29 protein-coding genes are annotated in these 26048 nt (G+C 71.8%); 15 read left to right on the forward strand and 14 right to left on the reverse strand.

From position 1 onward, the window contains the following. Positions 1-48 precede the first annotated feature (48 nt). Positions 49-936 carry a hypothetical protein gene (locus B7X32_RS01040; RefSeq protein WP_292714735.1) on the reverse strand — a complete coding sequence of 296 codons (888 nt, stop codon included), beginning with the start codon at positions 934-936 and terminating at the stop codon, positions 49-51. Between the two features lie 389 nt (positions 937-1325). Between B7X32_RS01040 and B7X32_RS01045 the strand changes: the two genes are divergently transcribed. Further along, complete coding sequence (locus tag B7X32_RS01045) at positions 1326-1943, forward strand: hypothetical protein (protein ID WP_292714738.1); 618 nt, start codon at positions 1326-1328, stop codon at positions 1941-1943. Between the two features lie 46 nt (positions 1944-1989). Here B7X32_RS01045 and B7X32_RS01050 read toward each other — a convergent pair whose 3' ends face one another. Then, entirely contained in the window at positions 1990-2748 is a 759-nt protein-coding gene (locus B7X32_RS01050; protein WP_292714740.1) for a Pr6Pr family membrane protein, read from the reverse strand. Positions 2749-2989: 241 nt separating this feature from the next. Here B7X32_RS01050 and B7X32_RS01055 point away from each other — a divergent pair, with 241 nt between their 5' ends. From B7X32_RS01055 to B7X32_RS01080, 6 genes are all read left to right on the forward strand, one after another. Beyond that, complete coding sequence (locus B7X32_RS01055; RefSeq protein WP_292714742.1) at positions 2990-3250, forward strand: hypothetical protein; 261 nt, start codon at positions 2990-2992, stop codon at positions 3248-3250. Positions 3251-3273: 23 nt separating this feature from the next. Next, positions 3274-4032 (forward strand): ABC transporter ATP-binding protein, encoded by a 759-nt coding sequence (locus tag B7X32_RS01060; protein ID WP_292714745.1) that lies wholly within the window; start codon positions 3274-3276, stop codon positions 4030-4032. A gap of 25 nt (positions 4033-4057) precedes the next feature. Beyond that, positions 4058-4351 carry a hypothetical protein gene (locus tag B7X32_RS01065; RefSeq protein ID WP_292714751.1) on the forward strand — a complete coding sequence of 98 codons (294 nt, stop codon included), beginning with the start codon at positions 4058-4060 and terminating at the stop codon, positions 4349-4351. A 10-nt stretch (positions 4352-4361) separates the two neighbouring features. Then, positions 4362-5855: a hypothetical protein gene (locus B7X32_RS01070; protein WP_292714754.1), complete on the forward strand. Its 1494-nt coding sequence runs from the start codon at positions 4362-4364 to the stop codon at positions 5853-5855. Positions 5856-5889: 34 nt separating this feature from the next. After that, positions 5890-6537: a hypothetical protein gene (locus B7X32_RS01075; protein ID WP_292714757.1), complete on the forward strand. Its 648-nt coding sequence runs from the start codon at positions 5890-5892 to the stop codon at positions 6535-6537. Positions 6538-6700: 163 nt separating this feature from the next. Beyond that, positions 6701-7393, forward strand: a complete 693-nt coding sequence (locus B7X32_RS01080; RefSeq protein ID WP_292714759.1) for a response regulator transcription factor — start codon at positions 6701-6703, stop codon at positions 7391-7393. Between the two features lie 15 nt (positions 7394-7408). Here the strand turns inward: B7X32_RS01080 and B7X32_RS01085 are convergent, their stop codons facing one another. The 7 genes from B7X32_RS01085 to B7X32_RS01115 form a co-directional block, all read right to left on the reverse strand. Next, positions 7409-8572, reverse strand: coding sequence for a hypothetical protein (locus B7X32_RS01085; RefSeq protein WP_292714762.1), 1164 nt, complete (start codon positions 8570-8572; stop codon positions 7409-7411). Continuing rightward, a complete protein-coding gene (locus B7X32_RS01090) occupies positions 8566-9399 on the reverse strand; it encodes a hypothetical protein (RefSeq protein WP_292714764.1) in 834 nt (277 codons plus the stop codon). Before B7X32_RS01090 ends, B7X32_RS01085 begins: the two co-directional genes overlap by 7 nt. Next, the gene (locus B7X32_RS01095) at positions 9396-10475 is read right to left on the reverse strand and encodes a VWA domain-containing protein (RefSeq protein WP_292714767.1); all 1080 of its coding nucleotides are present in this window, start codon (positions 10473-10475) and stop codon (positions 9396-9398) included. Before B7X32_RS01095 ends, B7X32_RS01090 begins: the two co-directional genes overlap by 4 nt. Continuing rightward, complete coding sequence (locus tag B7X32_RS01100; protein ID WP_292714770.1) at positions 10472-11458, reverse strand: VWA domain-containing protein; 987 nt, start codon at positions 11456-11458, stop codon at positions 10472-10474. Before B7X32_RS01100 ends, B7X32_RS01095 begins: the two co-directional genes overlap by 4 nt. Further along, positions 11449-11940 (reverse strand): hypothetical protein, encoded by a 492-nt coding sequence (locus tag B7X32_RS01105; protein ID WP_292714773.1) that lies wholly within the window; start codon positions 11938-11940, stop codon positions 11449-11451. The genes B7X32_RS01100 and B7X32_RS01105 overlap by 10 nt, the downstream gene beginning before the upstream one ends. Next, a complete protein-coding gene (locus B7X32_RS01110) occupies positions 11924-12826 on the reverse strand; it encodes a DUF58 domain-containing protein (protein ID WP_292714776.1) in 903 nt (300 codons plus the stop codon). The genes B7X32_RS01105 and B7X32_RS01110 overlap by 17 nt, the downstream gene beginning before the upstream one ends. 215 nt (positions 12827-13041) lie before the next feature. Next, a complete protein-coding gene (locus B7X32_RS01115) occupies positions 13042-14007 on the reverse strand; it encodes a MoxR family ATPase (RefSeq protein ID WP_292714818.1) in 966 nt (321 codons plus the stop codon). A gap of 423 nt (positions 14008-14430) precedes the next feature. Here B7X32_RS01115 and B7X32_RS01120 point away from each other — a divergent pair, with 423 nt between their 5' ends. The 3 genes from B7X32_RS01120 to B7X32_RS01130 all read left to right on the forward strand — a co-directional run bounded on the left by B7X32_RS01120 (position 14431) and on the right by B7X32_RS01130 (position 16906). Continuing rightward, entirely contained in the window at positions 14431-14892 is a 462-nt protein-coding gene (locus tag B7X32_RS01120; protein ID WP_292714779.1) for a hypothetical protein, read from the forward strand. Positions 14893-14987: 95 nt separating this feature from the next. After that, positions 14988-16238: a histidine kinase gene (locus B7X32_RS01125; protein ID WP_292714782.1), complete on the forward strand. Its 1251-nt coding sequence runs from the start codon at positions 14988-14990 to the stop codon at positions 16236-16238. Beyond that, entirely contained in the window at positions 16235-16906 is a 672-nt protein-coding gene (locus B7X32_RS01130) for a response regulator transcription factor (protein WP_292714785.1), read from the forward strand. Before B7X32_RS01125 ends, B7X32_RS01130 begins: the two co-directional genes overlap by 4 nt. Positions 16907-16912: 6 nt before the next feature. On the opposite strand, the gene B7X32_RS01135 is transcribed toward B7X32_RS01130, so the two are convergent. Further along, a complete protein-coding gene (locus tag B7X32_RS01135) occupies positions 16913-17293 on the reverse strand; it encodes a DUF4190 domain-containing protein (RefSeq protein ID WP_292714788.1) in 381 nt (126 codons plus the stop codon). 156 nt (positions 17294-17449) lie between these two features. On the opposite strand from B7X32_RS01135, the gene B7X32_RS01140 reads away from it, so the two are divergent. Continuing rightward, positions 17450-18751, forward strand: coding sequence for an acyltransferase (locus tag B7X32_RS01140; protein ID WP_292714792.1), 1302 nt, complete (start codon positions 17450-17452; stop codon positions 18749-18751). Between the two features lie 74 nt (positions 18752-18825). Here the strand turns inward: B7X32_RS01140 and B7X32_RS01145 are convergent, their stop codons facing one another. Then, positions 18826-19725: a LysR substrate-binding domain-containing protein gene (locus B7X32_RS01145; protein WP_292714795.1), complete on the reverse strand. Its 900-nt coding sequence runs from the start codon at positions 19723-19725 to the stop codon at positions 18826-18828. A 70-nt stretch (positions 19726-19795) separates the two neighbouring features. Here B7X32_RS01145 and B7X32_RS01150 point away from each other — a divergent pair, with 70 nt between their 5' ends. Next, a complete protein-coding gene (locus B7X32_RS01150) occupies positions 19796-20290 on the forward strand; it encodes a GNAT family N-acetyltransferase (RefSeq protein ID WP_292714797.1) in 495 nt (164 codons plus the stop codon). Positions 20291-20345: 55 nt separating this feature from the next. Beyond that, positions 20346-20591, forward strand: a complete 246-nt coding sequence (locus B7X32_RS01155) for a hypothetical protein (RefSeq protein WP_292714800.1) — start codon at positions 20346-20348, stop codon at positions 20589-20591. Between the two features lie 48 nt (positions 20592-20639). Here B7X32_RS01155 and B7X32_RS01160 read toward each other — a convergent pair whose 3' ends face one another. Next, on the reverse strand, positions 20640-21599 hold the full coding sequence (locus tag B7X32_RS01160; protein ID WP_292714803.1) for a DMT family transporter: 960 nt from the start codon (positions 21597-21599) through the stop codon (positions 20640-20642). Between the two features lie 112 nt (positions 21600-21711). Then, positions 21712-22602: a hypothetical protein gene (locus B7X32_RS01165; protein WP_292714806.1), complete on the reverse strand. Its 891-nt coding sequence runs from the start codon at positions 22600-22602 to the stop codon at positions 21712-21714. 218 nt (positions 22603-22820) lie between these two features. Here B7X32_RS01165 and B7X32_RS01170 point away from each other — a divergent pair, with 218 nt between their 5' ends. Together B7X32_RS01170 and B7X32_RS01175 are read left to right on the forward strand one after the other, a co-directional pair. Then, positions 22821-24107, forward strand: a complete 1287-nt coding sequence (locus B7X32_RS01170) for an adenylosuccinate synthase (protein ID WP_292714809.1) — start codon at positions 22821-22823, stop codon at positions 24105-24107. A 108-nt stretch (positions 24108-24215) separates the two neighbouring features. Further along, positions 24216-25358: a beta-propeller fold lactonase family protein gene (locus B7X32_RS01175; RefSeq protein WP_292714812.1), complete on the forward strand. Its 1143-nt coding sequence runs from the start codon at positions 24216-24218 to the stop codon at positions 25356-25358. 319 nt (positions 25359-25677) lie between these two features. On the opposite strand, the gene B7X32_RS01180 is transcribed toward B7X32_RS01175, so the two are convergent. Further along, positions 25678-26048: hypothetical protein (locus B7X32_RS01180; protein WP_292714815.1), on the reverse strand; the 371-nt coding region annotated here is incomplete at its 5' end.

A 26048-nucleotide genomic window follows, 5' to 3' on the forward strand; every position in this document is an offset into this window, starting at 1 on the left:
CCGAGGTCGGCGGCGCGGGCCGGATCCGGTCGGTGGTCGCACCAGGCGTCAGCGTTGATCGGAGAGGCGCTGATTCCGGATGTCGTCGGCGGTCAGAGCAGCTCGATCGTGCTGCGGCCCGGCGTGACGCGCGGCGGCCCGCGTGTACTGACGGATCGAGCTGAACCCCGCTCGTTCGACGGCCTGCGCGAGGGTGAGTATCTGCGGGGTGAGGCGCTCGAACTCGGCGATACGGCGTTCCTCGATCTGCCGGCGAGGCGTGGTGCCGAACGTGCGGAAGGCCGCGTGGACGTGCCGGGTGGTGCTGGAGAGCTCCCGGGCGAGCCGGTTGACGTCGAAGGCGGGGTCTCGGAAGTGCGACTCGATCACGCCCTGTGCGGCAGTGAAGAGATCATCCCGGTGCACGGCATCGGCCGTGCCCGGCAGCGTCCCGGCTTCTTGCAGAGCGCCTGCGATCAAGTGCTCCAGCGCGTGCCCGACGTGCGTGCTCGCCGGCCCGGGTTCGGGGCGGCGGAGCGTCGCGTTCGTGAGCGCCATGAGGCCCTGCATGGTCCCGTTGTCGACGGACAGGGGTTCATGGAATCGGAATCGATGGCTTCGCGGGCTGAGGAAGGTCGGCGTGAGGTGCCAGACGAAACGGGCGGTCGCGGCGCGAGTGCGGGCGGAGGTCGGTGCGTCGCCGTCGAGCAGCACAAGCTGCCCTGCTCGGGTCGTGACGGTTTCGCCGTCGACCGTGAAGTCGAAGCCGCCCTCCACCGTATGCACTAGATAGATGCGTTTCGGTGCGTGGGAGAGGTCGTAGGTCGCCTTCGCCGACCACGCTCGTCCCACCCCGTAACCGGGTTGCTGAGACACCTTCGCGAAGAGCGTGGGATCGATCGTGCCCGTCGGCGTCCAGCCGAAATCATCGCACTGCTCTGCGGCTTCCTTCCCCATGCTCAGCGTGTCTCGACGCCCCCGGTCGTCATGCCTGCGCCGTGCCTCTCGGCTCCCCTCCGCGCTCATCTCGACCTTCGAGAAGGTCTGGGAGCGGAGGAACGGCGCATAGACAGCCAGTATGTCGGGTGCCCCTCGCCGCTCGCCAGCGATGAGGCGGGCGACCCGCAGCTCGCCGAGCTCACCGTGGCTCTCTCCGTGTCGGCCCTTCTCGCCGCTGCAGCCCTGGTCGCGCAGGAATTGACCGGTTGTGCGTCAGTTTCTCCGCAGGGATCGGCCCGTGCCCGGTCACATGTCACGGTTCTGTGCGGGACGAGGCGACCGTGCCCGTCAGCAAAGGGGAGACAGGAATGACGAGCGACGAAAGATACCCGGCCAGAGCAGACGCGATGGGCAGGAGCGTGAGGGGCCCCTCGCGCATCAGCCGCCGGACCCTGGTCAAGGGTGCCGCGTGGAGCGTTCCGGTGATCGCGGCGGCGGTGAGCGCTCCGCTCGCGGCGGCGTCGGTCGCCGCGTGCCCTGACATCACGTCACCGGCGGTCTGGGGGCCGTTCGAGGTCGCTTCCGGCACGCCCGGCGGGCGCCAGGAGGACATCCTTGCGCCGAACTTCTTCGAGTTCTGGAGCGAGAACGGCGATACCGCCACCACGGTGGCCGTGATCAGGAAGCGCACCACCATCGCGGTCCAGGCCGGCAAGACGTACACGTTCACGTTCCGGGCCGACATGAACTACGGGAAGTGGGACATCACGCAGGCCGTGCCGTCCGCGATCGCTCTGGTCGTCGGCGGGGCGCAGGTCTGGCAGGCGCAGAGCCGGACGGGAGTCCTGCCGGTGTGGCCGGGCGGGAGCGCGCCGCACAACTACGGCACCTACACGGCGACGTTCACGGCGACGACGACCGGAACCATCCCCGTCGACATCAACTTCGCGATGGGGACGAAACCGAACCCGGCTCTGGCGAACGACGACATCCGGATCAGCACGCCCGTCATCACGTGCTTCTGACGCGGTCTGAGCGGCGTGGGTCGGCTATCCGGCCCGCGCCGCTTCGTCAGTTCCCGCGCTTGCGGGAGACCCAGATCACCCCGGCGCCCACCACGAGGATCGCGACGGCGATCCCGACGATGTAGCCGGCGACGCCGAGGTACTCGCCGGGGACGAGCCGGGGGTCCAGGAACGGGTAGGGGTACCACCCGGTCTCGCCCGTGCGGGGGCTGATCACGAGGTCCGCGCGGATCAGCGTGTACACGGCCCACACGATGGGGAAGGCCGCGACGACGCCGAGCACACCCCAGCCGAGGCAGCGCCGACGAGGGGCGAGCAGCACATCGGCGAGCAGGATGAGCGGCCCGACGACGTGCATCATCTCGTTCGCCCACGCGACCGTGGATCCCTGCGGCAGCTCGATGCCGCGCAGCAGCGTGTTGTAGACGATGCCGGTCACGATCATGTAGGTCGACGTGCAGGCGAGCAGGATCGCCAGCCAGCGCGGCTCGACGGCGTCGGCCCCCGGTCCCGTCGACGAGGCGGTGACGCGGAGGCCCCAGATCGCGGCGAGGATCAGCGCCACCGCCGACAGCACGTTCGACTCGATCGTGAAGAAGCTGAGGAAGTTGGCCACGACCGTCGGCACGTGCGAGCCGTACGGGGTGGTCGCCTGCAGTGCGATGCCGAGGGTCACGACGAGCTGGTTCACGACCGCGGCGAGGATCGCGATCGCCCCGACCAGACGCACGATCGACCACGTCCTCGTGCCGATCGCGAAACGGGCGGGGCGGGTCAGGGTCTGCTCCGGCAGAGGCGTGTGCATTCCTCGAAGATATCGGCGCGCCCGCCCGAGCAGAAGGCCGTGCGCAGACGGTCGGCGGATCCGCCCGAGAACCAGAGGGCCGCCGTGCGTGGATGGTGGTCGCGCCGGACGTGGGCGAACGGGAGCCAGGTCGAGACGAAAGGCAGACGCGCCCGCGTCGCGCCCGTTCCTAGCATCGGAGCACTCCCGGATCGGATCCGACCGATCCGGGGTCAGAGCACGTACGAGAGAAGGAGGCCGCATGTCTTTGACAGCCGCGACCGTGTCGATGCAGAACAACCTGGCCAGCGCGATCGAGAGGGGGCGGGAGCGGATCGGCGCTTCGCTGACGGTCCGTCAGGACGGCTTCTGGTGGATCATCGTGATCGCGATCGCCGTGGTGATCGCCCTCGGGCTCTTCACGGCCTGGTTCATCTACTGCCGGAGCCAGGGCGGATGGCCGGCCGTGGACATGCCCGCGTGGCAGAAGGGCGGCACCTGGAAGATGTACTGCCACTCCTAGGTCGACGGGTGCGGATGATGGGGATGGCGGTGCTGAGCGCGCAGGCGCTCACCAAGAGCTACGGGGCGAAGACGGTGCTCCACGACGTCTCGCTCACGCTGCCGGCGGGGCGCATCCACGGTGTGCTCGGCCCGAACGGCTCCGGCAAGACCACCGCCCTCCACATCGTCGCCGGCCTCGTGGCGCCCAGCCGGGGAGGCGTCCGCATCGCCGGGGTCGACGTCGGAGACAAGAGGAGCCGGCGTGAACTGGGGTTCGCGCCCGACGACCTCCCGCTCCCCGGCGTGCTGACCGGGCGCGAGTACCTCCGCTTCCACGATGCGCTGCGCGGCAGGGACGATGAGGCACGCGCACTCGCGCTCGCCGAGGCGCTGGGGATCGACGCCGATCTCCCCTCCGCGGTCGCGGAGTACTCCCATGGGATGCAGCGCAAGCTGCAGCTCATCGCGGCCGTCATGCACGAGCCGTCCCTGCTCCTGCTCGACGAGCCGTTCCGCGGTCTCGATCCCGACGCGGCCGCAGCGGTGCGGCGCCTCCTCCTCGCCTACGCGCGAGGAGGACGCGCCGTGCTCGTCGCCACGCACGACATGATCCGCGCGGAACGCGACTGCGACGAGGTCACCGTCATCGACCGCGGTCGGGTCGTCGCGACCGGATCGCCCGCCCGCCTGATCGCGGCCGCGCCCGACTGCCGGTCGCTCGAGGACCTCTTCCTGCACGTCACCGGCCGTCGGGACGACGCCGAACGGCGGGCCGAGCGGATCGCCTCGATCTTCACCTGACATCCACTTCGAACGAGAGGGCCCCATGACCACGGGCATCAGATTCCTCCTGCACTGCCTCGCCGGCGGCACCATCGGCGTGTGCACCGTCTTCTTCGCGCTCGTCGGAGCGCTGGTGATGGCGTTCTTCACCCACCGCGACGTCGTGATCCCCGGGATCATCCGGATCTGGCGGTCGACGGAGAACGGCGCCGTGGCTCTGAACTTCGTCCCGGACGCCGTCGGGATGATCGTCGCGGGCGGCGCCATCGCGGTCGCGTACGTCGTCGTGCGGATGCTCCTCGGACGCCGCACGCGTCGGGCGCGCACCGCCGAATGAAGGCGGCCGGATGAGCGGCCTCCGCCGCGTCGGCGCGGTCGGCGCGGCCTCACTGGTGCTGTGGACGAGGGAGGTCGCGCGACTGCTCGGCACCACGACCCGCGCGGTGCGGATCGGTGCGTCGCTCGGCGGCGTCCTCGCCGCCCTGTTCGGGCTCTCGCTCGCCCTCGTGGCGGGGCAGCAGCTGACCGCCGAGGTGCCGGCGGAGCTCCGGTCCTCCCTGGTGCGCACGTCCTTCGCCGCGGCCGCGCTGACCGCGGGACTCGTGGCCGTGGTGCTGTGCGTCTCGGCGCCCGCCCGCACGGCGCTGCAGAACCTCCTGGATCTGCTTCCCGTGAGCCGCGCGGAGGCCAGGATCGGCCAGCTCGTGCCGGTGCTCGCCGCCGGACTGCTGTACAGCGCCGCCCTCACCAGCACCTCGGTCGTGGTGGTCGTGCGCACCGGTTCCGGCCCCGGCGGGATCGCGCTCGGGCTCGTCGCCTACGCCCTCCTGCTGCTGGTCGCGCTCGTGGTGACGGTCGGCCTCTTCTCGCTGCTGCAGACGGCAGGCCGCTCATGGGTGCGGCTGCCCGCGCCGTACGCCGCGACGTTCGCGGGCGCGGTCGCGATCGCCGCGGTGCTCGCCGCGACCGCGCCGGACATCCTCGCGCCACCCTCGATCCTCGCCGCAGGGTGGTCGCCGGCCGAGCTCCTTCCCTCGCGGATCTTCGCCCGCGCGGCGGTCTCCTTCGAACCCGGCGCCGCGGCTGCGGCCGCCGTCTGGATGCTGCTCGCGGCACTCGTGCTCTGGGCCGGCTCCCGTCAGCGCGGCCCCGAGAGGACACGCACCGGCGCGTCCGTGCTGCGCGGATCCCGCCCGCTCGCGAGGAACGCCTGGTGCGGCCGGCTGTGGGTCGAGCTCCTCGTCGCCGTCCGGAATCCGCAGTTCCTCACCACGGCCCTGCTGCTCCCGCTGGGCGTGGCCGCGCTCGCCGCCCTCCGGCAGGTCCCCGCGGCCATGCTGATCGTGCCCGCGCTGGCCGGCGCTCTCCCGGTGCTGCCCTTCGTGCTGGCCGTGCAGTCGGTGGGGCGGACCATGGCGGTGCACTGGGTTCCGGCCCTCGCCGCAGGGGCAGGGGCGCCCTGGCGGTGGCCGAAGGCGCTCGCCGCGGCGACCGCGGGCGCCGGACTCGCCGTGCCGGTGCTGATCGCGATCCTCGCGACCGGGCTGATCCCGGTCGCCCAGCTGCCCGACGTCCTGCTGCGCTGCCTGCTGGGACTCGTCACCGCGCTGCTCTGCGGGGCCGTCGTGCCCTACAGCGAGGATCAGCCGCTCTCGGCCACGGTGGGCGGATTCCTGCTCGCGCTGCTCTACATGTCCTCGACGCTCGCGATCGGCTGGGCCGGCATGAACGCCGCGCCCGGGACCGATCGGCTGCTGATCGTGGCGGTCGCGATCGTGTTCGCCGGGTTGTTCGCCGTGATCGCCGGCCGACATGCGTCCCGCGAGCCCGATCGTGCATAGGATCCGCAGAATCCGCCGTCCGGGAGTCCTCCTCGTGGACGGGGACCTCGAGTGCCCCGAGCTCGGACTGCGGCGCGAGGCGTCCTCCCCCGAAGCCGCGTCCTTCGGGCTGTGCAGCGACGAGCTGCACGTCACCCTGGGCGCGCGGTCATGGCGGATTCCGCCGTGGTTCACGACCGCGGCGAAGACCCTGCCCGCCGGAGTCTGTGCGGCCGCGCTCGCGAGCCTGCGGCATTTCGGTGCCGGGATGGGCCTGTACCTCGGCGTCCTCGGCGGCGCTCTCCCGGTCGGCATCGCGACCGGGTACCTGGGGCTGGCGGCGGTGGCGATCATGGGCCTGGTGCTGCTCGGCTCGGTGCTGGTGCACGAGCTCGGGCACGTCCTCGCGTACCGCCTGCTCTTCGGCCGGCGCGCGCCCGCGGTGCTCGTGGTCCGCGGGGCGTCCTGCCGGCTCGTGCGCCTGTCCGGCCCGCGAACCTCCGACGCTCTCGTCATCGCCGCGGGACCGCTCGCGCCCGTCGTCGCCGCCGTGCCGCTGTGGTTCCTGTTCCCGCACGCGCCGGCCCTGGTGATCCTCGCGACCCTCGTCGCGATCGGGCATGTCGTCGGACTGCTCATCCCCGTCGGCGACGGAGCGGCGCTGCGCGAACTCGCGCGCCACGACGCGGCGAACGCGGCGTGAGCCCGGCCCGGTCGACCGGGCCCCCGTTGTCCCCCGAAGAGGGGACAGGGGAGCCGCAACATATCGGACGGCACACGCTACATTGATCGAGGGGGTATTAGTGACCGGTGTCCAGAAAGTAGAGGAACCCGTCGCGGGGGCGCGCGCGGAGGGGCCGACAGCGATGCCTCAGGTGACGATCGTGTCGGCGGACACCCTGCTCGCCGCGGCGCTCTCGACCCTCCTCTGCGAGAAGGGGGTGCTCGACGTCTCGGCGGCGAAGTCGTTCGAGGAGATACCGGAGCGGATCCCGGATCGGCCGTCCGCGGTCGTCTACGACCTCTCCGGCGCAGGGCAGCTCGATCCCGGCCCGATCGCGGCGTTCACGACGGGAGAGCGGGGGACCCCGGTCGTCGTGCTCACGACGAGCGAGAGGTTCGAGGTCGTACCCGCCCTGCTCGAGGCAGGCGTCCGAGGGATCGTCGGGCGCGACGCCGACGCCGAGGAGTTCGTCACGGCCGTCACCGAGGTCGCGGGCGGACGCGTCTTCCTCTCCCGAGGGATGATGGATCTGCTCGTCGCCCACGTCGCCCGCTGTCCGGCCGACCGGGCTGCCGCGCACCTCAAGGACACGGAGTCGCTCGCTCCGCGCGAGCGTGACATCGTGCTGCTCCTGAGCAAGGGGATGACCAACCGCGAGATCGCGGCCGCGCTGCACGTCTCCGAGGGCACGGTGAAGACCCACCTCGGCAGGGTCATGGTCAAGTGGAGCGTCCGCGACCGGCTCCAGGTGGTGCTGCGCGCGATCGGCCGGCTGCACGTCACGACCCCGGAGCTCGGCGACGCCGGTGCCGGCACATCCGAGACCCTTCGGTGAGCCGCGGTCTCCCGCTCAGGGGTAGCGGGTCAGCGCCTTGGTGAAGTCGTCGACCTTCTTCTCGCTCAGCATGTAGCGCCCGACGACCGTGAGGCGCAGTCCCTCGAGAGGTTCGCCGGTGCGCTGCGCGGTCTGCTCCCGCGAGGCGCGGTACTCGCCCGTCGTGTCGTTCGCGAGGTCGGTGATGTCGGCGTAGAACCAGCCCGGATCCGGCTGGTCGTCTCCGAACCACTCCCAGTCCACCTGGGAATCGGGGGTGGCGCCGCCGTACATCTTCGAGAGCATCGCCGGATCCACGCCGCTGCTCGGGTCGTTGAACGCGACCATGCTCCGCCAGCCGTGCTGCGCGATGACCGACTCGACGGTCTGCATGACCTCGAGCTTGTGCGCATAGCCGGTCACCGGCGTCGTCGTCGCCCAGGTGTCGGAGGTGAACCGCACCAGCATCGACTCGCCGCCGTAGCCGTTGCGCTCCGGACGCTCCTGCGCGTCGGCGGACTTCACCCACTGCAGGCCGTAGGCCGCCGTCAGCCGCGCGCGCACGTCCGCCATGGTCTCGTCGGCCAGCAGCCGCAGCTGCTCGAGCGATTGCTGGTGCAGGTACCGGTTCGGATCCTGGTCCTTGATGCCGGGGTAGGACTCCCAGAGCTTCTGCTTGTCGGTCTTGTGCCCGTCGTAGGACCCGGTCGCGGCGACCCGGATCGCGCTCAGCGCGCCCATCGTCCCGACATTCAGGACGAGGGCGATCGTGAGGGCGACGGCGCCCAGCACCCGCCCGGCCTTCGTCGCCAGCGCGGCGATCACGAGGCCCAGCACCACGAGCTGCAGCACCAGCATGGTCGCGCCGAAGAACGCGTCGGCGGCTCCGATCGAGAGCAGGATCACCATGAGCACGGCGAACGCGATCGCGGCGCACAGGGCGATCCAGCCGAGCGGGCTCTTCCTCGCTTGCAGCGGGGTGTGCCGGCCCGGCCCGCGCGTGTCATCCCGATCGCCCTCGGCCTGTTCCTGAGCCGGGCGAGGGGTGCTCGGCGATCCCGACGGGGTGACCGAGGGAGCGAGCGGCACCGCGGGGCCGAGCAGGGCGCGGCGGGCGCCCCGGTAGCCGCCGGGCGGCGGCACGGGCGGGGCGCCGGCGGAATCCGAGACGTATCGGGGCGGGTCGTTGCGCTCTACCATGGCTTGTCCGTCCCGCTGCTGCCGCCGTCGCCCTGATCGCTCTTCTGGTTCTGCTGGCGGTCCTGCTCTCCCTGCTGCAGCTTCTGCTGCAGCTCGTCGAGCTTGCCCTGGTCGGGTGCCGGCTGCGGGTTCTGCGGATCCTGCTGCTGCGGATCGGGGTTCTGCTGCTGCTGTTGCTGATCCTGCTGCTTCTGCTGCAGCCGGTCCTGCTGGTCCTTGTTCGACTGGCTCATGTCGCGCTGCGGATCCGGCGACTGCGCCTGAGCCTGAGCGCTGTCGCACTCCTTCGGCCGGTCCGCGTTCACCTGCAGCGCCTGCGCGTAGAACTCGAGCGCGGAGGCGTGCTGCTGGGCGTCGGCGGCCGCATCGCCCTCCCGCTCGAGCACCAGGGCGAGGTTGAATCGCACGGCGCAGACCTCGAGCCCGTGCGCGAGCTTCAGCGACTCCTCGAACTTCTTCTGCCCGGCCGCGAGCTTGCCGGACTCGGCGAGGCCCACGCCCTGGTCGAACGGGGCCTTGTACGGCTCGAACCAGTTCGCCGGATCCAGGCCCTGGGCAGCGCTCACGGATCCGGTGTAGTCGCCCGCGACGTACGAGACGATCGACTGGTAGGCGAAGGCGTACAGGCTCACGATCTTGCCGACGAACAGGGCGGCGACGAGCAGCAGCGGCAGCGAACCCCACGCGATCCACCGGCGCACCACACGGCGGCGCCGGTTCGCGGCGAGCAGCGCGTGCGCGGCGGTCTCCCGGAGAGCCGCGTCCGACGTCGCCTCGTCGACGGACTCGGGGGTCGGCCCGACGGGGGCGGGTGCCGAGACGCTCATGCATCACCTCCCGGCGGGGCCGGGCGCACCGAGAGACCGCGCATCCGCACGATCAGCATGGTCGCGCGGGCGATCTCGACGCACAGCAGCGCGACGATGACGAGCGCCACGATCCAGCTCAGATCCGTCGGCTGCGTGAGCGGGTCGTCCTCGCGGTACGCCGTGGTCGACTTCGGTGCGGGCGGCAGTGCGATCTTCGCGTCGGCGGCGCGGTGCTCGTAGCTCACGCCGAGCTCGGCCGCGATCCGCTGCAGGTTCTTCTCGTCGATGCGGCTGAGGGCATCGGATCCCTGGTACTGGATGTACTCCCCGGCGCCCGCAGAACCGGTCCCTGAGCCTGTCGAAGGGCCGACCGCGCCGGTCGTCTCGCGCATCGGTCCGCCCTCGGCGGTGCCGTAGCCGAGCACCTCCCCGCCCGAGAGCAGCTTCTTCGCGCTGTCGAACGGCTCCGGCGCGGTGGAGACCGTCTGCTCGCCGTCGCCCAGGTAGAACACCATCCGCGCCCGGTCCGGCGAGGACTTCTGCGCGTTCTGCAGGGTCTGCGTGAGCAGCGTGTTCGCGATGCCGATCGAACTGCCCTTGGACTGCCGGGTCACCTCGGGCTGCAGCACCTCGACGGCCGAGATCAGCGCACCCGTGTCGGTGGTGAGCGGGAGCCGCAGCACCGCGTTCGCGTCGAACGTGAGGAGCGCGAACCGCGCCCCCGGGTACGCCTCGGCGATGCGGCGGACGTCCTCGCGGACGCCGGCCATGCGCTGATCCGCGGCCCCGCCCTTGGCCGAGCCGCCCCGATCCCAGTCCTCGGCGACCATGCTCGCGGTGGTGTCGATCGCGATCACCACGTCGGTGGCGGAGGCGAGGGTGCGCACGTGCCCTCCCGGCACGCCGGGGCGCAGCAGCAGCACACCGCAGGCGAGCACGAGCACGATGCGCAACGCCCAGATCACGGGACCCGCGCCGGTCCCTGCGGACCGGCCGCGGCGCACGGCGCCCACGAGCATCCACACCGCGGCGCCCAGCACGGGCAGCACGAGCAGGATCACCAGGAACGGTGCGAGGACGGGCTGGAGGATCACAGGCGCACCCTCCACAGCAGTACCACGAAGCCGAGTGCGATGACGATGAGCGCCGCGATCCACAGCTGCGGCACGTCGGTCCAGATCACGGTGGCCTGCCCCTTGAGCTGGGTCGCCTCCTGCTTCTGCACCTGGGTGATGATGTCGCCGACCGTCGTGGTCTCCCGCAGCGCGTAGGCCTTGCCGCCCGTCGCGGAGGCCGCATCGGCGAGGGTCTTGCTGGCGGGCTGGTCGATGCCGTCGACCGGGTTGATCGTGTAGAGCCGGATCTTCTTCGAGGCCGCGTAGTCGGCGGCTTCCTGCAGCGTGACGATCGGGGATCCGTTCAGCTCGTTGTCGGTCGCGAGGATGATCGAGCGGGCGCGCTGCTGATCGGCGTGGTCGAAGCGCAGGGCGCAGGACGCGAGACCGTCTCCGATCAGCGAGGCGCCGACCCCGTTCATCGTGCCGACCCACTGCTCCGGGATGTCGGTGGAGTAGTCGAGGCCCTTCATGAGGCTGCGCAGGTGCTCCTGGACGAAGGCGTAGTCGTCGGTCAGGGGGAAGACCTGCACGGCGGAGCTGTTGAAGATCGTGAGCCCGATGCGCTCGCCCTTGAAGCCGTCGGCCAGCTTGTCGAAGATCGAGACGATCTCCTTGTCGACGTCGGTCATGGATCCGGAGACGTCCAGGCACAGCATGATGTCGCGGTTCGTGGACACGGGCTGGATCGTCTTCTGCGCGATCGGACGCGCCGCCACCACGCCGCCCAGCACGGCCGCCAGCACGCCGAGGGCGACGATGCCCGCGAGCGCCGCCTGGCGCCGGCGCACCGCGCGCTGGAAGGCCGGGAGCGAGCGGATCCGCTCTGCGCGGGCGATCGGCGCGCCGCTCGTGGCGGATCCGGAGCCCCGGCGGCGCAGCCCGAGCAGCACTCCGAGCGCGATCGCGAGGAGCAGGGCGCCGACGACGGCGAGCAGGATCCAGATGCCGGCTAGTACCACGTCGTCACCACCGTCCTGGCGGCGTCGGCGCCGACGAGCGGGTCGACCGGCGCGGTGCGCCGGAAGATGCTCGGGTAATAATTGCGGCCGATCGCGTCGATGAGCGAGGGATGCACGCCCATCCGCACGAGGTCGTCGAGCGCGAGCACCGGCGCCTCGATGCCGCTGTACTCGTTCACGAAGCCGCGCACCACACGGCTGAGCTCGAGGTTGGCGCGGCGGGCGTCGGCGACCCCTGCGCGGTAGTCGGCCTCGATCTGCGCGATCGCGCCGAGGTACTCCTCGCGCAGCACGGTCGCGACGTCGGTGGTCGGGCCCGGCACCGGGGGTGCGGCGGCGGCGCCCGCGATCGTCCGGCGCGGGCGGGTCAGCACGACGACGAGCCAGGCGAGTCCGGCGATCAGGACGAGCACGCCGATCGCGAGGAGGATCCAGCCCCAGCCGTACTGGGCGGGAGGATACAGCTCATCCGCGCCGGACATGCGACCTCGCATCCAGCATCCGAAGGAGCGCGCCGACCGCCTCGTCCTGCTCCGCGAGGGGGGTGTGCGTGATCTCGAGTCGGCGCAGAAGCGCCTCGGTGTGCGCGATGTCCGCCGCGTCGGCCGCGTGCAGCTCGGCGGCGAGGTCGGGGTCGCCCTGCAGGAACTCGGGGATCGCCCAGCGCGTGGCGACGTCCCGGCGGGCTTTCGCCGCGGCGGCTGCCGGGCGGGACTCCAGCACCGGCTCGGCGTCGCGCAGCGTGATCCACAGCACGTCGTGCTGCACGCGCAGCCGCCGCAGCAGCCGCTCCGTCTCGTCGGTGACAGGGGCGTCGTCGGTGACCACGACGACGATCATGCGCCGGGCGATCGTGCGCGCGATGTACGACAGCAGCGCGTCGCGGTCGCTCGGGGCGGAGGCGGCGTCGACCGCGCGGTCGATCTGGCGCAGGGTGTGCTCCAGCGCGGCCTCGCTGCGGCCGATCTCGCGCCGGCGGACTCCGGAGGAATCTCCGCTGACCAGGCAGAAGTCGTCGCCGTGCCGCAGCGCGAGCAGGCCCAGCACGCCGACCGCGAGGATCGCCAGATCCTTCTTCGGCCTCTCGTCGTGCGCGAGCGCGGTCATCGCGAGACCGGTGTCGACCGCGAACAGCACCGTGTGCATGCGTGTGGCGAGCGACCGTCGCACCACGGGGGATCCGAGCCGGGCCGTCGCCTTCCAGTCGATGTCGCGGATCTGGTCGCCGTACTCGTAGGCGCGCAGGTCGTCGAAGTCGAGGCTGTGCCCGCGCAGCAGCGACGCGTACGCGCCGTCGAGCGCGTGCGTCGACTTGCGCGTCGAGTCGATGAAGAGCTTGCCCTTCACCGGCGTCAGCAGGCTGGCCATGGCGGGATCCTCGGTTCCTTCGGCTTCTCGGCTTGTTCGGCGGGGTCAGCGCCCGGTGGGAGATGGAAAACGTCGCTCCGAGATGCTCGGGAGGAGCGAAATCCATCTCTTGGTCGCACGGTCGGCGTCGTCGAGATGGAAAACGTCGCTGCCGAGGGCCTCGGAGATGCGAAAACCATCTCCGACACGGGCGCCGCGGACGAACGGATCCATCATCAGGGGGTCGGAACGGCGCCGAACACGGCGTCGATGACGTCTTCGCTGCGGACGTTCTCGGCTTCGGCCTCGAACGTAAGCAGCACGCGGTGGCGCAGCACGAGGTGGCGGAGGTTCCGCACGTCCTCGGGGATCACGTACGAGCGCCCGGCGAGCAGCGCGAGCGCCCGCGACGCCTGCAGGAAGGCGATGGATCCGCGCGGGCTGGATCCGTACTTGATGTAGCCGCCGAGCGTCTCGCCGATGTACGGCACCGGATTGCGCGTGACGTACACGAGGGAGACGATGTAGTTGCGGATCGCGGGATCGACGTAGACGCGTGAGGAGATGTCCTGCAGCTGCTCGACGTCGGAGAGGGAGATCGTCGTGGTGGCGTGCCGATCCGGATCCAGTGCGCCGGAGTCGATGCGCGCGAGCACCTCGAGCTCATCGGCCGGGCTCGGATACTCGACGATCTCCTTGAGCAGGAAGCGGTCCATCTGCGCCTCGGGGAGCTCGTACGTGCCCTCCTGCTCGATCGGGTTCTGCGTCGCGATCACGAGGAACGGGCGCGGGACCCGGTGGATCTCGCCGCCGATCGTCGTCTGCCGCTCCTGCATCGCCTCGAGCATCGCGGACTGGGTCTTGGCGCTCGAGCGGTTGATCTCGTCGAGCAGGACGAAGTTGGCGTGCACGGGGCCGAGCACGGTGCGGAACGTGCCGCTCGCGGCGTCGTAGATCTGGGTGCCGGTGATATCGCTCGGCAGCAGGTCGGGCGTGCACTGGATGCGCTTGAAGTCGGCCTTGACGGTGTCGGCGAGGGTGCTCGCGGCCGTGGTCTTCGCGAGGCCGGGCACTGACTCCAGCAGGATGTGCCCGCCGGCCATGAGCGCGAGCAGCAGGCTCGTGCGCAGGCGCTCCTGGCCGACCATGCGCGCGGAGTACGCCGTGGACACCGTGTCGAGGATCTGGCGGGCGCGCGCCATCTCCGCCTCCGTCGGGGCGGGCTTGGTGTCGGCGGGCGCCTCCGGGGCGGGGCTGCTCTGTCCGCTCGGGGCCGCCGCGGGGGGAGCGGTGGTCGCGGGGGCCTGCACGACGGGCTCCTCCCGGCGAAGGCTCGGCGCGGGCGGCATCGGCGGCGCGGGCGGCATCGCGGGCGGGGGAGCGACGATCCCCGAAGGCGGCGGCGGAGTCTGCGCGGCGAACGCGGCGGCGTCGTTGTTCTGGCTCACGTGCGGATCCCCCTGTGGCTTCTGGTGCCGCGCGATCCTGCCGCGCGCGACCCTGCCAGCGTAACCGCCGAGGCTGACCGCGCGACGCGGATCGGATGGGGAGGACTGCCCATCTGCGCAGTCGGACCGCCCCTCCGTATGCTGAGGCGGAGTTCTGCCGGGGGAAGGAAGCCAACGATGAGCGTGGACGTGTTCCAGATCGTCCTGTGGGGCACCACAGCGCTGCTGCTGCTCGCCCTGATCATCTTCTGGTGGCGCCAAGATGTGCGCGAACGCCGAGAAGCGGCGCTCGCGCGACGCTGGGGCAACGCCACGACATGGAACGCCGATCGCACGGCGAGGGTCGTCCGTGTCGCCCGGCTGGGCCCGGGGGTCGCGTGGCTCGAGCATGAGGGCGTCGAGTTCGAGGTGCGTCTGCCCGATGACATCCCGGCTGTGTGCGTCGGGTGGTACCTCCATGTCGCGGGGTGGGCATCCGCGGCATGCGCCGCGGAGAAAGGCCGGACGGTGAGGATCGGCGCCGAGAACGTGCGAGAGGCGTTTCCGCCCGAGACTCCCGCGGTCGCCGATCGGCTGATGGGCAGGGGCGAAAGGAAGTCGGGGCTCATGAGCCGACTGCTCCGGATGAGAGGGCTCTAGGCCCGCCCGCAGGCCGGCGCGTTCGGATCTCCCTCCGAGGACTCGCACCCCGTACGGTGGAACAGACCACCCGCCGATCGTTGAGAGGATCCCGCATGGCCGATCCGGGCCTGCAGGCTGCAGAGCGCCCCGGGCTGCGTCGCCTCGGGATCCTGCCGTTGCGCGTCGTGCCCGGCCGCGCCAACCTCGCGATCTGGACGTTCGCGATCATCTGCGCACTCGCCCAGCTCGCGGTCGCGGCATCGCTGAGCGCCACGGTCTACCGCATCCCGCTCGCGGCGGCGCTGATCCTCTCGCTCCTGCAGGCGGCGGCCATCGTGCTCGCGCTGTTCGCCCCGGTCTGGGCGACCATGCTGGCGCTGATCGCGGGCAATGCGCTGTCCGGCCTCGCCGTGGCTGGCGCGGACCGGCCGTGGCCGATCGCCGCCTCGACGATCGTCGCGTACACCCTGGTCTGGATCGGCGTCTCGCTGCGGGCGCGCTGGTGGCTGCCGGTCGCCGCCTGGGCGTTCAGCGTGCTCTCCGCGATCATGGTCGCCGTGGACGCGCCCACCCGGCCCGATGACGGGCTCGTGATCGCCGACCTCATCGTGTTCGCGGCGGTCACGCTCGGGGCCGTGCTCGTCGGGATCGGCATCCGCAACTGGTCGCTACTCCGCGCTCAACTGCGCGCGGAGCGCGCGGCGACCGCGGCGGAGCTCGCTCGTCGCGAGGCGGTGCAGGACAAGGCGCGCATCGCCCGCGAGCTGCACGACGTCGTCGCGCACGGCATGTCCGCGATCCAGGTCCGCGCCGCGAGTGCGCGCTACCGGATGCCGGATCTTCCCGCGGATGCCGCGGCCGAGTTCGACGAGGTGGCCGCCACCGCGCGGTCGGCGATGAAGGAGATGCGCGTGATCCTCGGGCTGCTCCGCGACGAGGAGGGCGAGACCGATCACGCCCCGCAGCCCGGGCTCGACGACCTCCCCGCGCTCCTCGCCCGGGCGAACGACCTCGCGCCCGTCACCGAGACCGGATCCTGGCGGCTCACCGCCGAGGAGCAGAGCAACCCGCTCCTGGGGCTCACCGCCTACCGCGTCGTGCAGGAGGGGCTGAGCAACGTCGCGCGGCACGCTCCGGGCGCGGCGACCGAGATCGCCTGGACCGAGACGCCCGAGGAGCGGGGGATCCGGATCCGCAACGAGCCCCCGACCGGAGCGATCGCGCCGCGGGCGGACGGCGGAGGGCACGGGCTGCGCGGCATGCGCGAGCGGGTCGAGGCGATGGGCGGCACGGTCGCTGCGGCCGTCACGGGCGATGGCGGATACGTGCTGCAGGTGCGGATCCCCCGGGAGGAGCAGGCATGACGACGGTGCTGATCGTGGACGACCAGGCGATGCTGCGGGCCGGCTTCGCCGCGATCCTGCAGGCGCAGGACGGACTCGATGTGATCGGGCAGGCTTCCGACGGGAGCGAGGGCGTCGACGAGGCGCGCCGGCTGCGCCCCGACGTGGTGCTCATGGACGTGCGCATGCCGAACCTCGACGGGATCGAGGCGACCCGCCGCATCATCGCCGCCGCCGAGCGCGACGGCCGCACCCCGCCGGCGGTGCTGGTGCTGACCACGTTCGACGCGGACGAATACGTGCACGAGGCGCTGCAGGCCGGGGCCAGCGGATTCCTGCTCAAGGACGCGCTGCCCGAGGAGCTCGTGCAGGCGGTCCGCGTCGTGGCCGCCGGCGATGCGCTGCTCGCCCCGCGCATCACGCGGCGCCTGCTCGAGCGCTTCGCGGAGAGCCGCCCGCGCTCGAACAGCGCGGAGCTGCGCCTGAAGGGCCTGACCGAGCGGGAGCACGAGATCCTCGTGCTGATCGGGCGGGGGCTCTCGAACCGTGAGATCGCGTCCGAGCTGTTCCTCGCCGAGCAGACCGTCAAGACGCATGTCAGCCGGATCTTCTCCAAGCTCGATCTGCGGGACAGGGTGCAGGCCGTGATCCTCGCCTACGACGCCGGGCTGGTCGCTCCCGCGGGCTGAGGCGGATCAGGTCGTGTGCGACACCGCGACGCCGAAGGCGGAGAGCCCGATCACGAAGAACAGGATGAGGATCAGGGCCCACACCAGCAGGATCAGGCTCGAGATGATCACGCCGGCCACGGCCATGCCTCGTCCCGCCCGCTCCTTCCTGATACCCGCGATGCCCAGGATCAGCGCCGCGACGGGGACGAGGAAGGTGAAGCCGAACACGATCGAGACGAGCGCGAGCACCAGCGAGGCGATGCTCATCCCCTTGGGCTCCGGCACCGCGAGGTAGGCCGGCATCGGGTAGTACGCCTGGCCGTTCGCGGGATGCTGCGCCATCGGATACGGCGGGGCGGCCTGATACGGCGGCGGCCCGGGTTGCGGATCCTGCGGATAGGTCATGGCGTCCCCCTCGTCCGAGCGGGGCGACCTGCCCCACTCCCTTCCTAGCGCACCTCGGCCGGCCGCGCCGCCCGGTCGTCGTGATACCGCGGTAGGGGGTGGATCCGGCACCGCAGCGGGACGCGGAGGGCGAGACCTGACCACGACCGTAGGGACATGGCACTCCTCACCCCGGTCCTCGCTCCCGCGCCGGCGCATCCTGCGCGCCCCGTCGCCCCCGGTTCCGTTCCGGCGAAAACGACGCGCGACACCGCCGTCGACGGCGTGCGGGCGATCCTGCTGGGCGTCGTGGTGCTGCTGCACTCCCTCATGGTCGGGGTGAGCGTCGCCGCCGACGGATCCCCGATCCTGCGCAACGCCATGGAGGGCTGGGACGGCTTCGCCCCGCTCACCTGGGTCCTGCAGATCATGCCCCTGTTCTTCGTGCTCGGCGGCTTCGCGTCGTACACGCAGTGGACGCGGCAGCGGGCGCGGGGCGCCACGACCGGCGACTACGTGGCCGCGCGGATGCGCCGCCTGCTGATCCCCGCATCCGGCGCGATCCTGGCGACCGCGGTGCTGCTGGCCGGTCTCGTGATCGCCGGAGTGCCGGCAGACGTCATCGCCACGGCGGGATTCCGGATCAGCCAGCCGCTGTGGTTCCTGGGCGTCTACCTCGGCTGCACCGCGCTCGTGCCGTTCATGGTGCGCCTGCACGAGCGGCACAGGATCCCCACCGTCGTCGCGCTCGCCGCAGGAGTCGTCGCCGTCGACATCGTGCGCGGCGCGACCGGCCTCACCGCGATCGGACTGGTGAACATGGCCTTCGTGTGGCTGCTGCTGCAGCAGCTCGGCTTCGCGGTCGCGGACGGATCGCTCGACCGCATCCGCCGTGCGCCGCTGCTCGCGATCGCCGCCTCGGCCGTCGCGGTGGCGGGCGTGCTGATCCTCACCGGCGCCGCGCCGGCCGATCTCATCACGGCGCTCAATCCGCCGATGGCGATCCTCGTGGTGGCCGGCATCGCGCAGACCGCCCTGTTCCTCGTGCTGCGCCCGCGGCTGCGCACCTGGGCCGCCGGCCCGAGGACGGCCGCCGCCGTGGGGTGGATCAACGCCAGGGCGATGACGATCTACTCCTGGCACATGCTCGTGGTGATCGCGATCGCCGGCGCGATGCTGCTCTCGCCGCTCGTGCTGCCCGTGCCGCTGAGCGCGGCATGGTGGGCGGGCCGGCCGCTGTGGTTCGCGGCCGTGCTCATCGCGGTGGCACTCGTCGTCGCCCGGGTGGGACGGCGCGAGGCCGCTCGCGAGTCGGCGATGATCCCGGTCGGCGCGGGCCGCGCCACGGTGTCCGCGCTGCTCGGCGTGGCCGGCGTCGTCACGATCCTCGTCGCGGGATCCGCTCCCGCCGCCTGGGTGATCGGTGCGGCCGTGGTGATCGCTGCGCTTCGGGTGGCGCGCCCCGGCACGACGGCCTGACCCGATCCGCCGGGGCGTCACGGCCCCGGGGCCGCTGCCGGCCGCGGAGCAGGGCCGCGGAGCGCGGGAGCGCGTCAGTCCTGGGTCTTGGCCGCATTCCGGGCCAGGGCCGCGATGGCGCTCACCAGGGGATTGTCGTCGCCCGCCCGATGGGCGATCTGCATGCGACTGCGGGCGTCGGTGCCGGCGAGAGGCACGGCGACGGCCCCGGCCGGCAGCGGCGCGGCGGCGCTGAGCGGGGCGATGGTCACGCCGAGACCGTGCGCCACGAGGTGCAGGATCGTGTTCCATTCGGAGGCGTGGAAGGCGATGGCCGGTTCCACGCCGGCCTCGTGGAACGGCTGCATGTTGCGCGCGAAGGCCTCGGTGCCGGCCGAGGGCGGAAAGAGCACGAGCGGCCAGGCGGAGAGCTGGGCGGCGTGGACCCGACGCCGGGCGGCCAGCTCATGACCGACGGGCAGCACGGCTGCGAAGCCCTCCTCGAAGAGCGTCGTGAGGGCCAGCCCTGGGCGGTCCTCGGCGTCGCGGACGATGCCGACGTCGGCGACGCCCTTCTCGAGCCGGTCGACCACGGTGCGGGTGAACCCCTCGTGCAGGCGGACGAGGACGTCGGGCCGTTCGTCGGTCACCCGGCGCAGCAGGCCTCCGATCGTGCTCGAGGCGGAGGACACGAAGGCGATGTCGAGCCGCCCGGATTCCCCTCGCGCGACCCGGCGCGCCTCGTCGAGATCCTCGGAGAGCCTCCCGAGCAGATCGCGCGCCCGCGGCCGGAACGCCCGCCCGGCCGCGGTGAGCTCCACCACCCGCGAGGTGCGCCGGAGGAGAGGGGCGCCCAGGAGGGCCTCGAGTTGGCGGATCTGCTGTGAGAGCGCGGGCTGGGCGATGTGCAGGCGGGTCGCCGCCCGCCCGAAATGCAGTTTCTCCGCGACCGCCAGGAAGTACCGGAGGTGTCGCAGCTCGATGCGCGGATCCATCAGTGAAACCTATCGAATCGCACGATGAGGTGTATTGGACTTCTCGATCTCGCGCATCCAGGATCGATGTGTGCCCGCCGCCCTCCCCGACATCCGCATCGGCCCCCTGTCCGGCCCGTCCGACCGGGCCGCGTTCCGCGAGCTCAACGAGGAGTGGATCTCCCGGCTCTTCACGCTCACGGACGAGGATCGGACGATCCTCGCCGACCCGGTCGGGCGCATCGTGGTTCCGGGAGGGGATGTCCTGATCGCGCGGGATGCGGACGAGGCGCCCGTGGGGTGCATCGCCCTCCTGCCCTACGGCGACGGCGTCTTCGAGCTCGCGAAGATGGCCGTCGCGCCGCACGCGCAGGGCGCCGGGATCGGGCGCCGTCTGATCGCCGCGGCGCTGCGTCGCGCGGCCGACCTCCACGGTCGGCGTGTCTTCCTCGGCACGAACTCGCGGCTGGAGGCGGCTCTGCACCTCTATGAGGAGACGGGATTCCGTCGCATCACGCGCGACGAGCTTCCGGTCGCCGACTACTACGCCCGCGCGGACATCCTGATGGAGATCGCCGTGGAGTGAGGGCTCCGTTCGAGGGTTCCCCTGGATACCGGTATACCGCTACGTTCGCAGTGTCGTGTCCGGATCGAGGGGGGTTTCGATCGGCCAGACGGCGCTCACCCGCGAGCGCACCACCGTCACGATCTCCGCCGTGGAGGTGCTGACCGTGCTGCGGATCCCCCTCGCCGTCATCGACGAGCTGATCCGGGCGCACCCGCGCCTCGCGGCCGAGATCGGCGAGTCGCTCGAGCTCAAGCGCGCCGCGGCCGCCGACGCGATCGCCGCGCTCGGCCTTCCCCGAGGGGAGATCCGCCCGCGCTGATGCCGGTCGCCGATGGCCCGGGGTCCGGGCCGCGGGGTCTCGCCGGGGTCAGGCTGCGCGGTCGCGCCGCCGCCACCGCAGCCGCGTGACGAGCACGCCGAGCAGGCAGAGCGCGCCGCCGAGGAACATGAGCGGCGTCGGCACCTCGCCGAGGATCAGCCAGGACAGCAGGATCGCGATCGCCGGCACCACGTAGGTGGTCGCCGAGGTCTGCCCCGCGGTGCTGCGCTGCAGCACATAGGCCCAGGTGGTGAAGGCGATCGCGGTCGGGAAGACGCCGAGGTAGACCACCCAGAGCGTCGCGTCGAGCGGCGCGGTCTGCAGCGCCCCCACGAGGCTGCCCGTCCAGGGCAGCAGGGCGATCGTTCCGACGGCCGCGCCCAGCCAGGTGAGCGTGGTCGCGTCCGTGCCTGCGCTCAGCAGGTGCTTCTGCAGGAGGGTGCACCCCGCGTACATGACCGCGGCGAGGAGGGCGAGCAGGAGGCCCGCGATGTCGATGGCGCCGCTCTTCGTCGAGGAGTTCAGGCCGATGAGCACGACGCCCCCGAACGCGATCGGCGCCCCGATCAGCAGCGGCTTCGGGAACCCTTCCCGCAGGAACAGCCCGCTGAAGACGACCACCATGAGCGGCGCGAGGTTGACCACCATCGCCGCGGTGCCGGCATCGAGCGTGTGCTCCGCCGCGTTGAGCGCCAGGTTGTAGACGCAGAACCAGCCGACGCCCCACACCGCGACCAGCAGCCAGTGCCGCCGCGCCGGCAGGCGGATGCCGCGCCGGAGCGCGATGGCGGTGAGGGCGACCGTCCCGACCGCCATGCGCAGCAGCGCCAGCGCGCCGGGGTCGAAGTGGGGGCCGGCGCCACGGATGCCGATGAACGCCGAGGCCCAGAGCACGACCGTGACCACGGCCGCGATCAGGACGAGCGCCCCGTGGCGCCGCGGGGCCGGTGCGGCCGTGCCGCCGCCCTCCGCGGGTCGTCGCGTTCGTCCCTGCGTGGTCTCCGTCATCCTTCGATCGTCGCAGGGCCCACCGACATCGGTCGAGCACGGCGACCGCCATCCCTCGCCGATATCCCGCCACGCTCCGGGGATCCCGCGCGGCCGCTCCCTGCGCCGGAGTTCAGAGGGCGCTGCGGCGGGCGTGGATCGCGGCGCCGGCGGTGCCGTCCGAGTAGGCGACCGTGATCACGGGGTCGCCGAGGTCGATCAGCGATCCGCCGACCGTGAGCGTCGCGCGGCCTGATCCGTCGAAGGTGACGGATCCGGCGGGCGAGGATCCATAGCTCACGGACGCCGTCGCGCCCGGCTCCCCGGAGAGCGACAGGGTGTCGCTCGAGAGGATCCGGATGCCGAGCAGGCCGATCGTGGAGTTCCGCGTCAGGCCCGCGAAGGCGAGCGGCTTCGGCGCGGCGGGGGCCGGAGGTGGTGTCGAAGGCGCTCCCGGGCCGGAAGGCGCTCCGGGGCCGGAAGGCGCTCCGGGGCCGGACGGCGTGCCCGGTTGCGACGCCGGGGCGCCAGGCGTCGCGCCGTCGCCGGGCGCCGGGGCGGGCGAGGTGCCCGACGTGCCGCCGTCGCCCGCGGGAGGCGCGAGGGGCGCGGCGGTGGGCGATGCGGGAGCCGGCGTCGCCGGTGTCGCGGGCCGCACGGCCGGGTCGGTGCGGGGAAGCGGGCCGGGGGAGCCTCCGCCCTCGCCGAGCAGGGCGTTCACCGGATTCCGGGAGCCGGCGTCGACCGAGATGTCCGAGGTCGCGGTCGCCGAGTCATCGGTCGGCGCGTTCCGAGCGCTCAGGAGGAGCACGCCCCCTGCCGCGCAGAGCAGAACCGCGGCCGCTCCTCCGGCGAGCAGGAGCGCCCTGCGGCGGCCGAGGCCCGTGGTTCCGGCTCCGGCGTGCGCGACCGGTGCCGCCGCGGGCAGGACCGCCGTGGGCTGCTGCTCCCGCCGGGCGGCGCGACGCGGGGACCCCGCGGGCGCGCCCGCGTTCGCGGATCCGGGATCCGTCTCCTGCGTCATGTCCTCATCCCATTCGGCGATGCGCCCCGCAGGGGCGTGGCCTCACGATATCCGAACGCCCGCCAGCCCCGCCTGCCCCGCGGCCCGTCCGTCCCCTCCGATAGACTGGCTCCGCCCGATCGGGCCAGCTCATCAGCCGGTGCAAACCCGGCGAAAGCACGGCGGCGGATGCGGCCGCCCCCCAGGGGCCCGCACGCCGCTGAAAAGGGGGAACACCCATGCCAGGAATCGTGATCGTCGGCGTCCAGTGGGGCGACGAGGGCAAGGGCAAGGCCACGGATCTGCTCGGCGAGCGCACCGACTGGGTCGTCAAGTTCAACGGCGGCAACAACGCGGGGCACACGGTCGTCGTCGGCGACGAGAAGTACGCCCTGCACCTGCTGCCCTCCGGCATCCTCTCGCCCGGCGTCACCCCGGTGATCGGCAACGGCGTCGTGATCGACCTCGAGGTGCTGTTCCACGAGCTCGAGGCGCTGGGATCCCGTGGCATCGACACCTCGCGCCTCAAGGTGAGCGCCAACGCGCACATCATCACCCAGTACCACCGCACGCTCGACAAGGTCACGGAGCGCTTCCTCGGCAAGCGCATGATCGGCACCACCGGCCGCGGCATCGGCCCGGCCTACGCCGACAAGATCAACCGCGTGGGGATCCGCGTGCAGGACCTCTTCGACGAGAACATCCTGCGCCAGAAGGTCGAGGGCGCCCTCGACCAGAAGAACCACCTGCTGGTCAAGGTCTTCAACCGCCGCGCCATCACGTGCGACGAGATCGTGGAGGACCTGCTCTCCTACGCCGAGCGGCTGCGCCCGATGGTCGCCGACACGAGCCACCTGCTCGACGACGCCCTGCAGCGCGGCGAGGTCGTCGTGTTCGAGGGCGGCCAGGCCACCATGCTCGACGTCGACCACGGCACCTACCCGTTCGTGACGTCCTCCTCGGCGACCGCCGGGGGCGCGGCGACCGGATCCGGCGTCGGACCGGGCCGCCTTGACCGCATCGTCGGCATCGTGAAGGCGTACACGACGCGGGTCGGATCCGGTCCGTTCCCCACCGAGCTCTTCGACGAGAAGGGCGACTGGCTGCGCGCGCGCGGCTTCGAGTTCGGCACCACTACCGGTCGTCCGCGCCGGGTGGGCTGGTACGACGCCCCGATCACCCGCTACGCGACCCGCGTGAACGGCATCACCGACCTCGTGCTCACCAAGCTCGACATCCTCGACGGTCTCGACCAGATCCCGGTGTGCGTCGCCTACGACGTCGACGGCGTGCGCTTCGACGACGTGCCGGTGAACCAGAGCGACTTCCACCACGCGAAGCCGATCCTGGAGTACTTCCCGGGCTGGCAGGAGGACATCTCCTCCGCGCGCACGTTCGAGGATCTGCCGAAGAACGCGCAGGACTACGTGCTCGCGCTGGAGAAGATGAGCGGCACGCGCATCTCGGTGATCGGCGTCGGCCCGGAGCGCGACCAGGTCGTCGTGCGCCACGACCTCGTCGACTGACGCCTGCGTGCCGAGCGCACGGGATGCTGCCGAATGCACGGGTTATCGGCGTGAACGACTCGTGCACTCGACAACAGGGCGTGCACTCGGCGAGAGAGTGAGGATGCGATGACCCGATTCTGGGTCGGCGGCTACGGCGTCGACATGGAGGGGCCCGCCGACGGCATCGGCGCGCTGGCGGTCGATGAGGGACACGGACCGACGACGCTCGCCTACCGCGGCGCCGTCGCGCCCGCCCCGTCGCCGTCCTGGCTCGCGCAGCATCCGACGCTCGACGTCGTCTACGCGGCGCTCGAGGGATCCGGGGAGGTCGCCGCGTTCGCGCGCACGGGCGAGAACGCCCTGCGCCCGCTCGGCCGCCCCGTCGCGGCGGGGCAGTACGTGTGCCACCTCGCGGTCGCGCCCGACGGGCGCTTCCTCGTGGCGAGCTGCTACGGCGACGGCCGAGTGGTGCGGATCGGGCTGGGCGCGGACGGCGGCCTGCTGCCGGGTGCGCGCGACAAGGCGGCGGAGCTGCGGGCGGCGCTGTTCGGCGACCGCGACGCCGAAGAGCGCGAGGGCGCAGACGCGTCGGAGGAACGCGCGGATCCGATGGCCGCCGCGGATCCCCACGCCGCGGATCCGAACCGCCTGGATCCGAACGGAGACCCCCGCGTCTCCCACGCGCACGCCGCCGCGTTCCTGCCCGACGGCCGGATCGCGACGACCGACCTCGGCTACGATCTCGTGCGGATCTGGCGGGCGTCGGCGTCGGGGCTGACGCTCGACCACGAGGTGGTGCTGCCGCGCGGATCCGGCCCTCGGCACATGGTCGTCCACCCCAGCGGGCACCTGCACGTCGTGACCGAGTACTCCTGCGAGCTGTTCACCCTGGCCGCCGACCGCGAGGGCCGCTGGGGTCTGGTCTCCGGCGTCCCGGTCTCGGCGATCGTCACGCCGGGCCACGACTATCCGGCCGAGCTCAGCCGCTCCCGCGACGGCGAGACGCTGTACGCCGGGGTGCGCGGCAGCAACACGATCGCCGCGTTGCGCGTGCGCGGATCCGGCGAGCGGGTCGAGCCCCTCGCGCTCGCCGACGCGGGCGTGGACTGGCCGCGCCACCACCTCGTGCACGACGGAGCGCTGCTCGTCGCAGGCCAGCGCTCGGACGAGATCAGCGTGCTCGATCTCGACGACCGCACCGGAGCCCCCGGTCGCGTCCGGCACCGCACGCCCGCCCCGGCGCCGACGCACCTGCTGCTCGCGCGCTGAGGCGGGCGGGCACGGCGGCACCCCACCCAGAGGTGGCTGTCACTACGTAGCCAGCACTCTTGTCGCCTCCGTACGGCAGCGCCGCAACTGGCGCACGGACTGAGGGTCGACCAACTGTTTACCGTTGGTCAGCACTTCCGTAGTTTGCGATGGTCCGATCGCCGGCCTCGTCGCTGTTGGTGAGAACAACTACCGCCGGTTCTTCCAGGTCGCGGCAGCGCGCGATAAATGCCATGTAAGGCACGTGGCTCGCTAATCGTGCGGGAACCAGTGAGATGTCGTCGAGATCCAGATTCTGGGATTCCGGCACTTTGGCTCTTCAAAGGATGCCGGACATGCCAGCGATCATCCCCTGATCGGAACCGCCCTCGAGAACGAGGCTGCAGCCGTCCACAAGGATCGTCCTCGCCACGAGCTCTCCGAGCGCAGAGCGGAGATGTGCGTAGTGGTTCCTCGCGTGCCCTCGAGCCGCGTCGTCGTCATCCCGCTTCAAGTCGCCACCTGTCCCAGACTCGCGTCGAACCGATAGGGTGTCGCCGACACACGAGTGTCGCCGACACACGATACGAGGGGCGCTTTTATGAGTGACGAGGCTGATGCGGCGTATGACCCGGATGGTGGGTATGACCCGGATGGTGGGTATGACCCGGATGGTGGGTATGACCCGGATGGTGGGTATGACCCGGATGG

It is taken from the genome of Microbacterium sp. 13-71-7 (genome assembly GCF_002257455.1).
Lineage (GTDB): Bacteria > Actinomycetota > Actinomycetes > Actinomycetales > Microbacteriaceae > Microbacterium.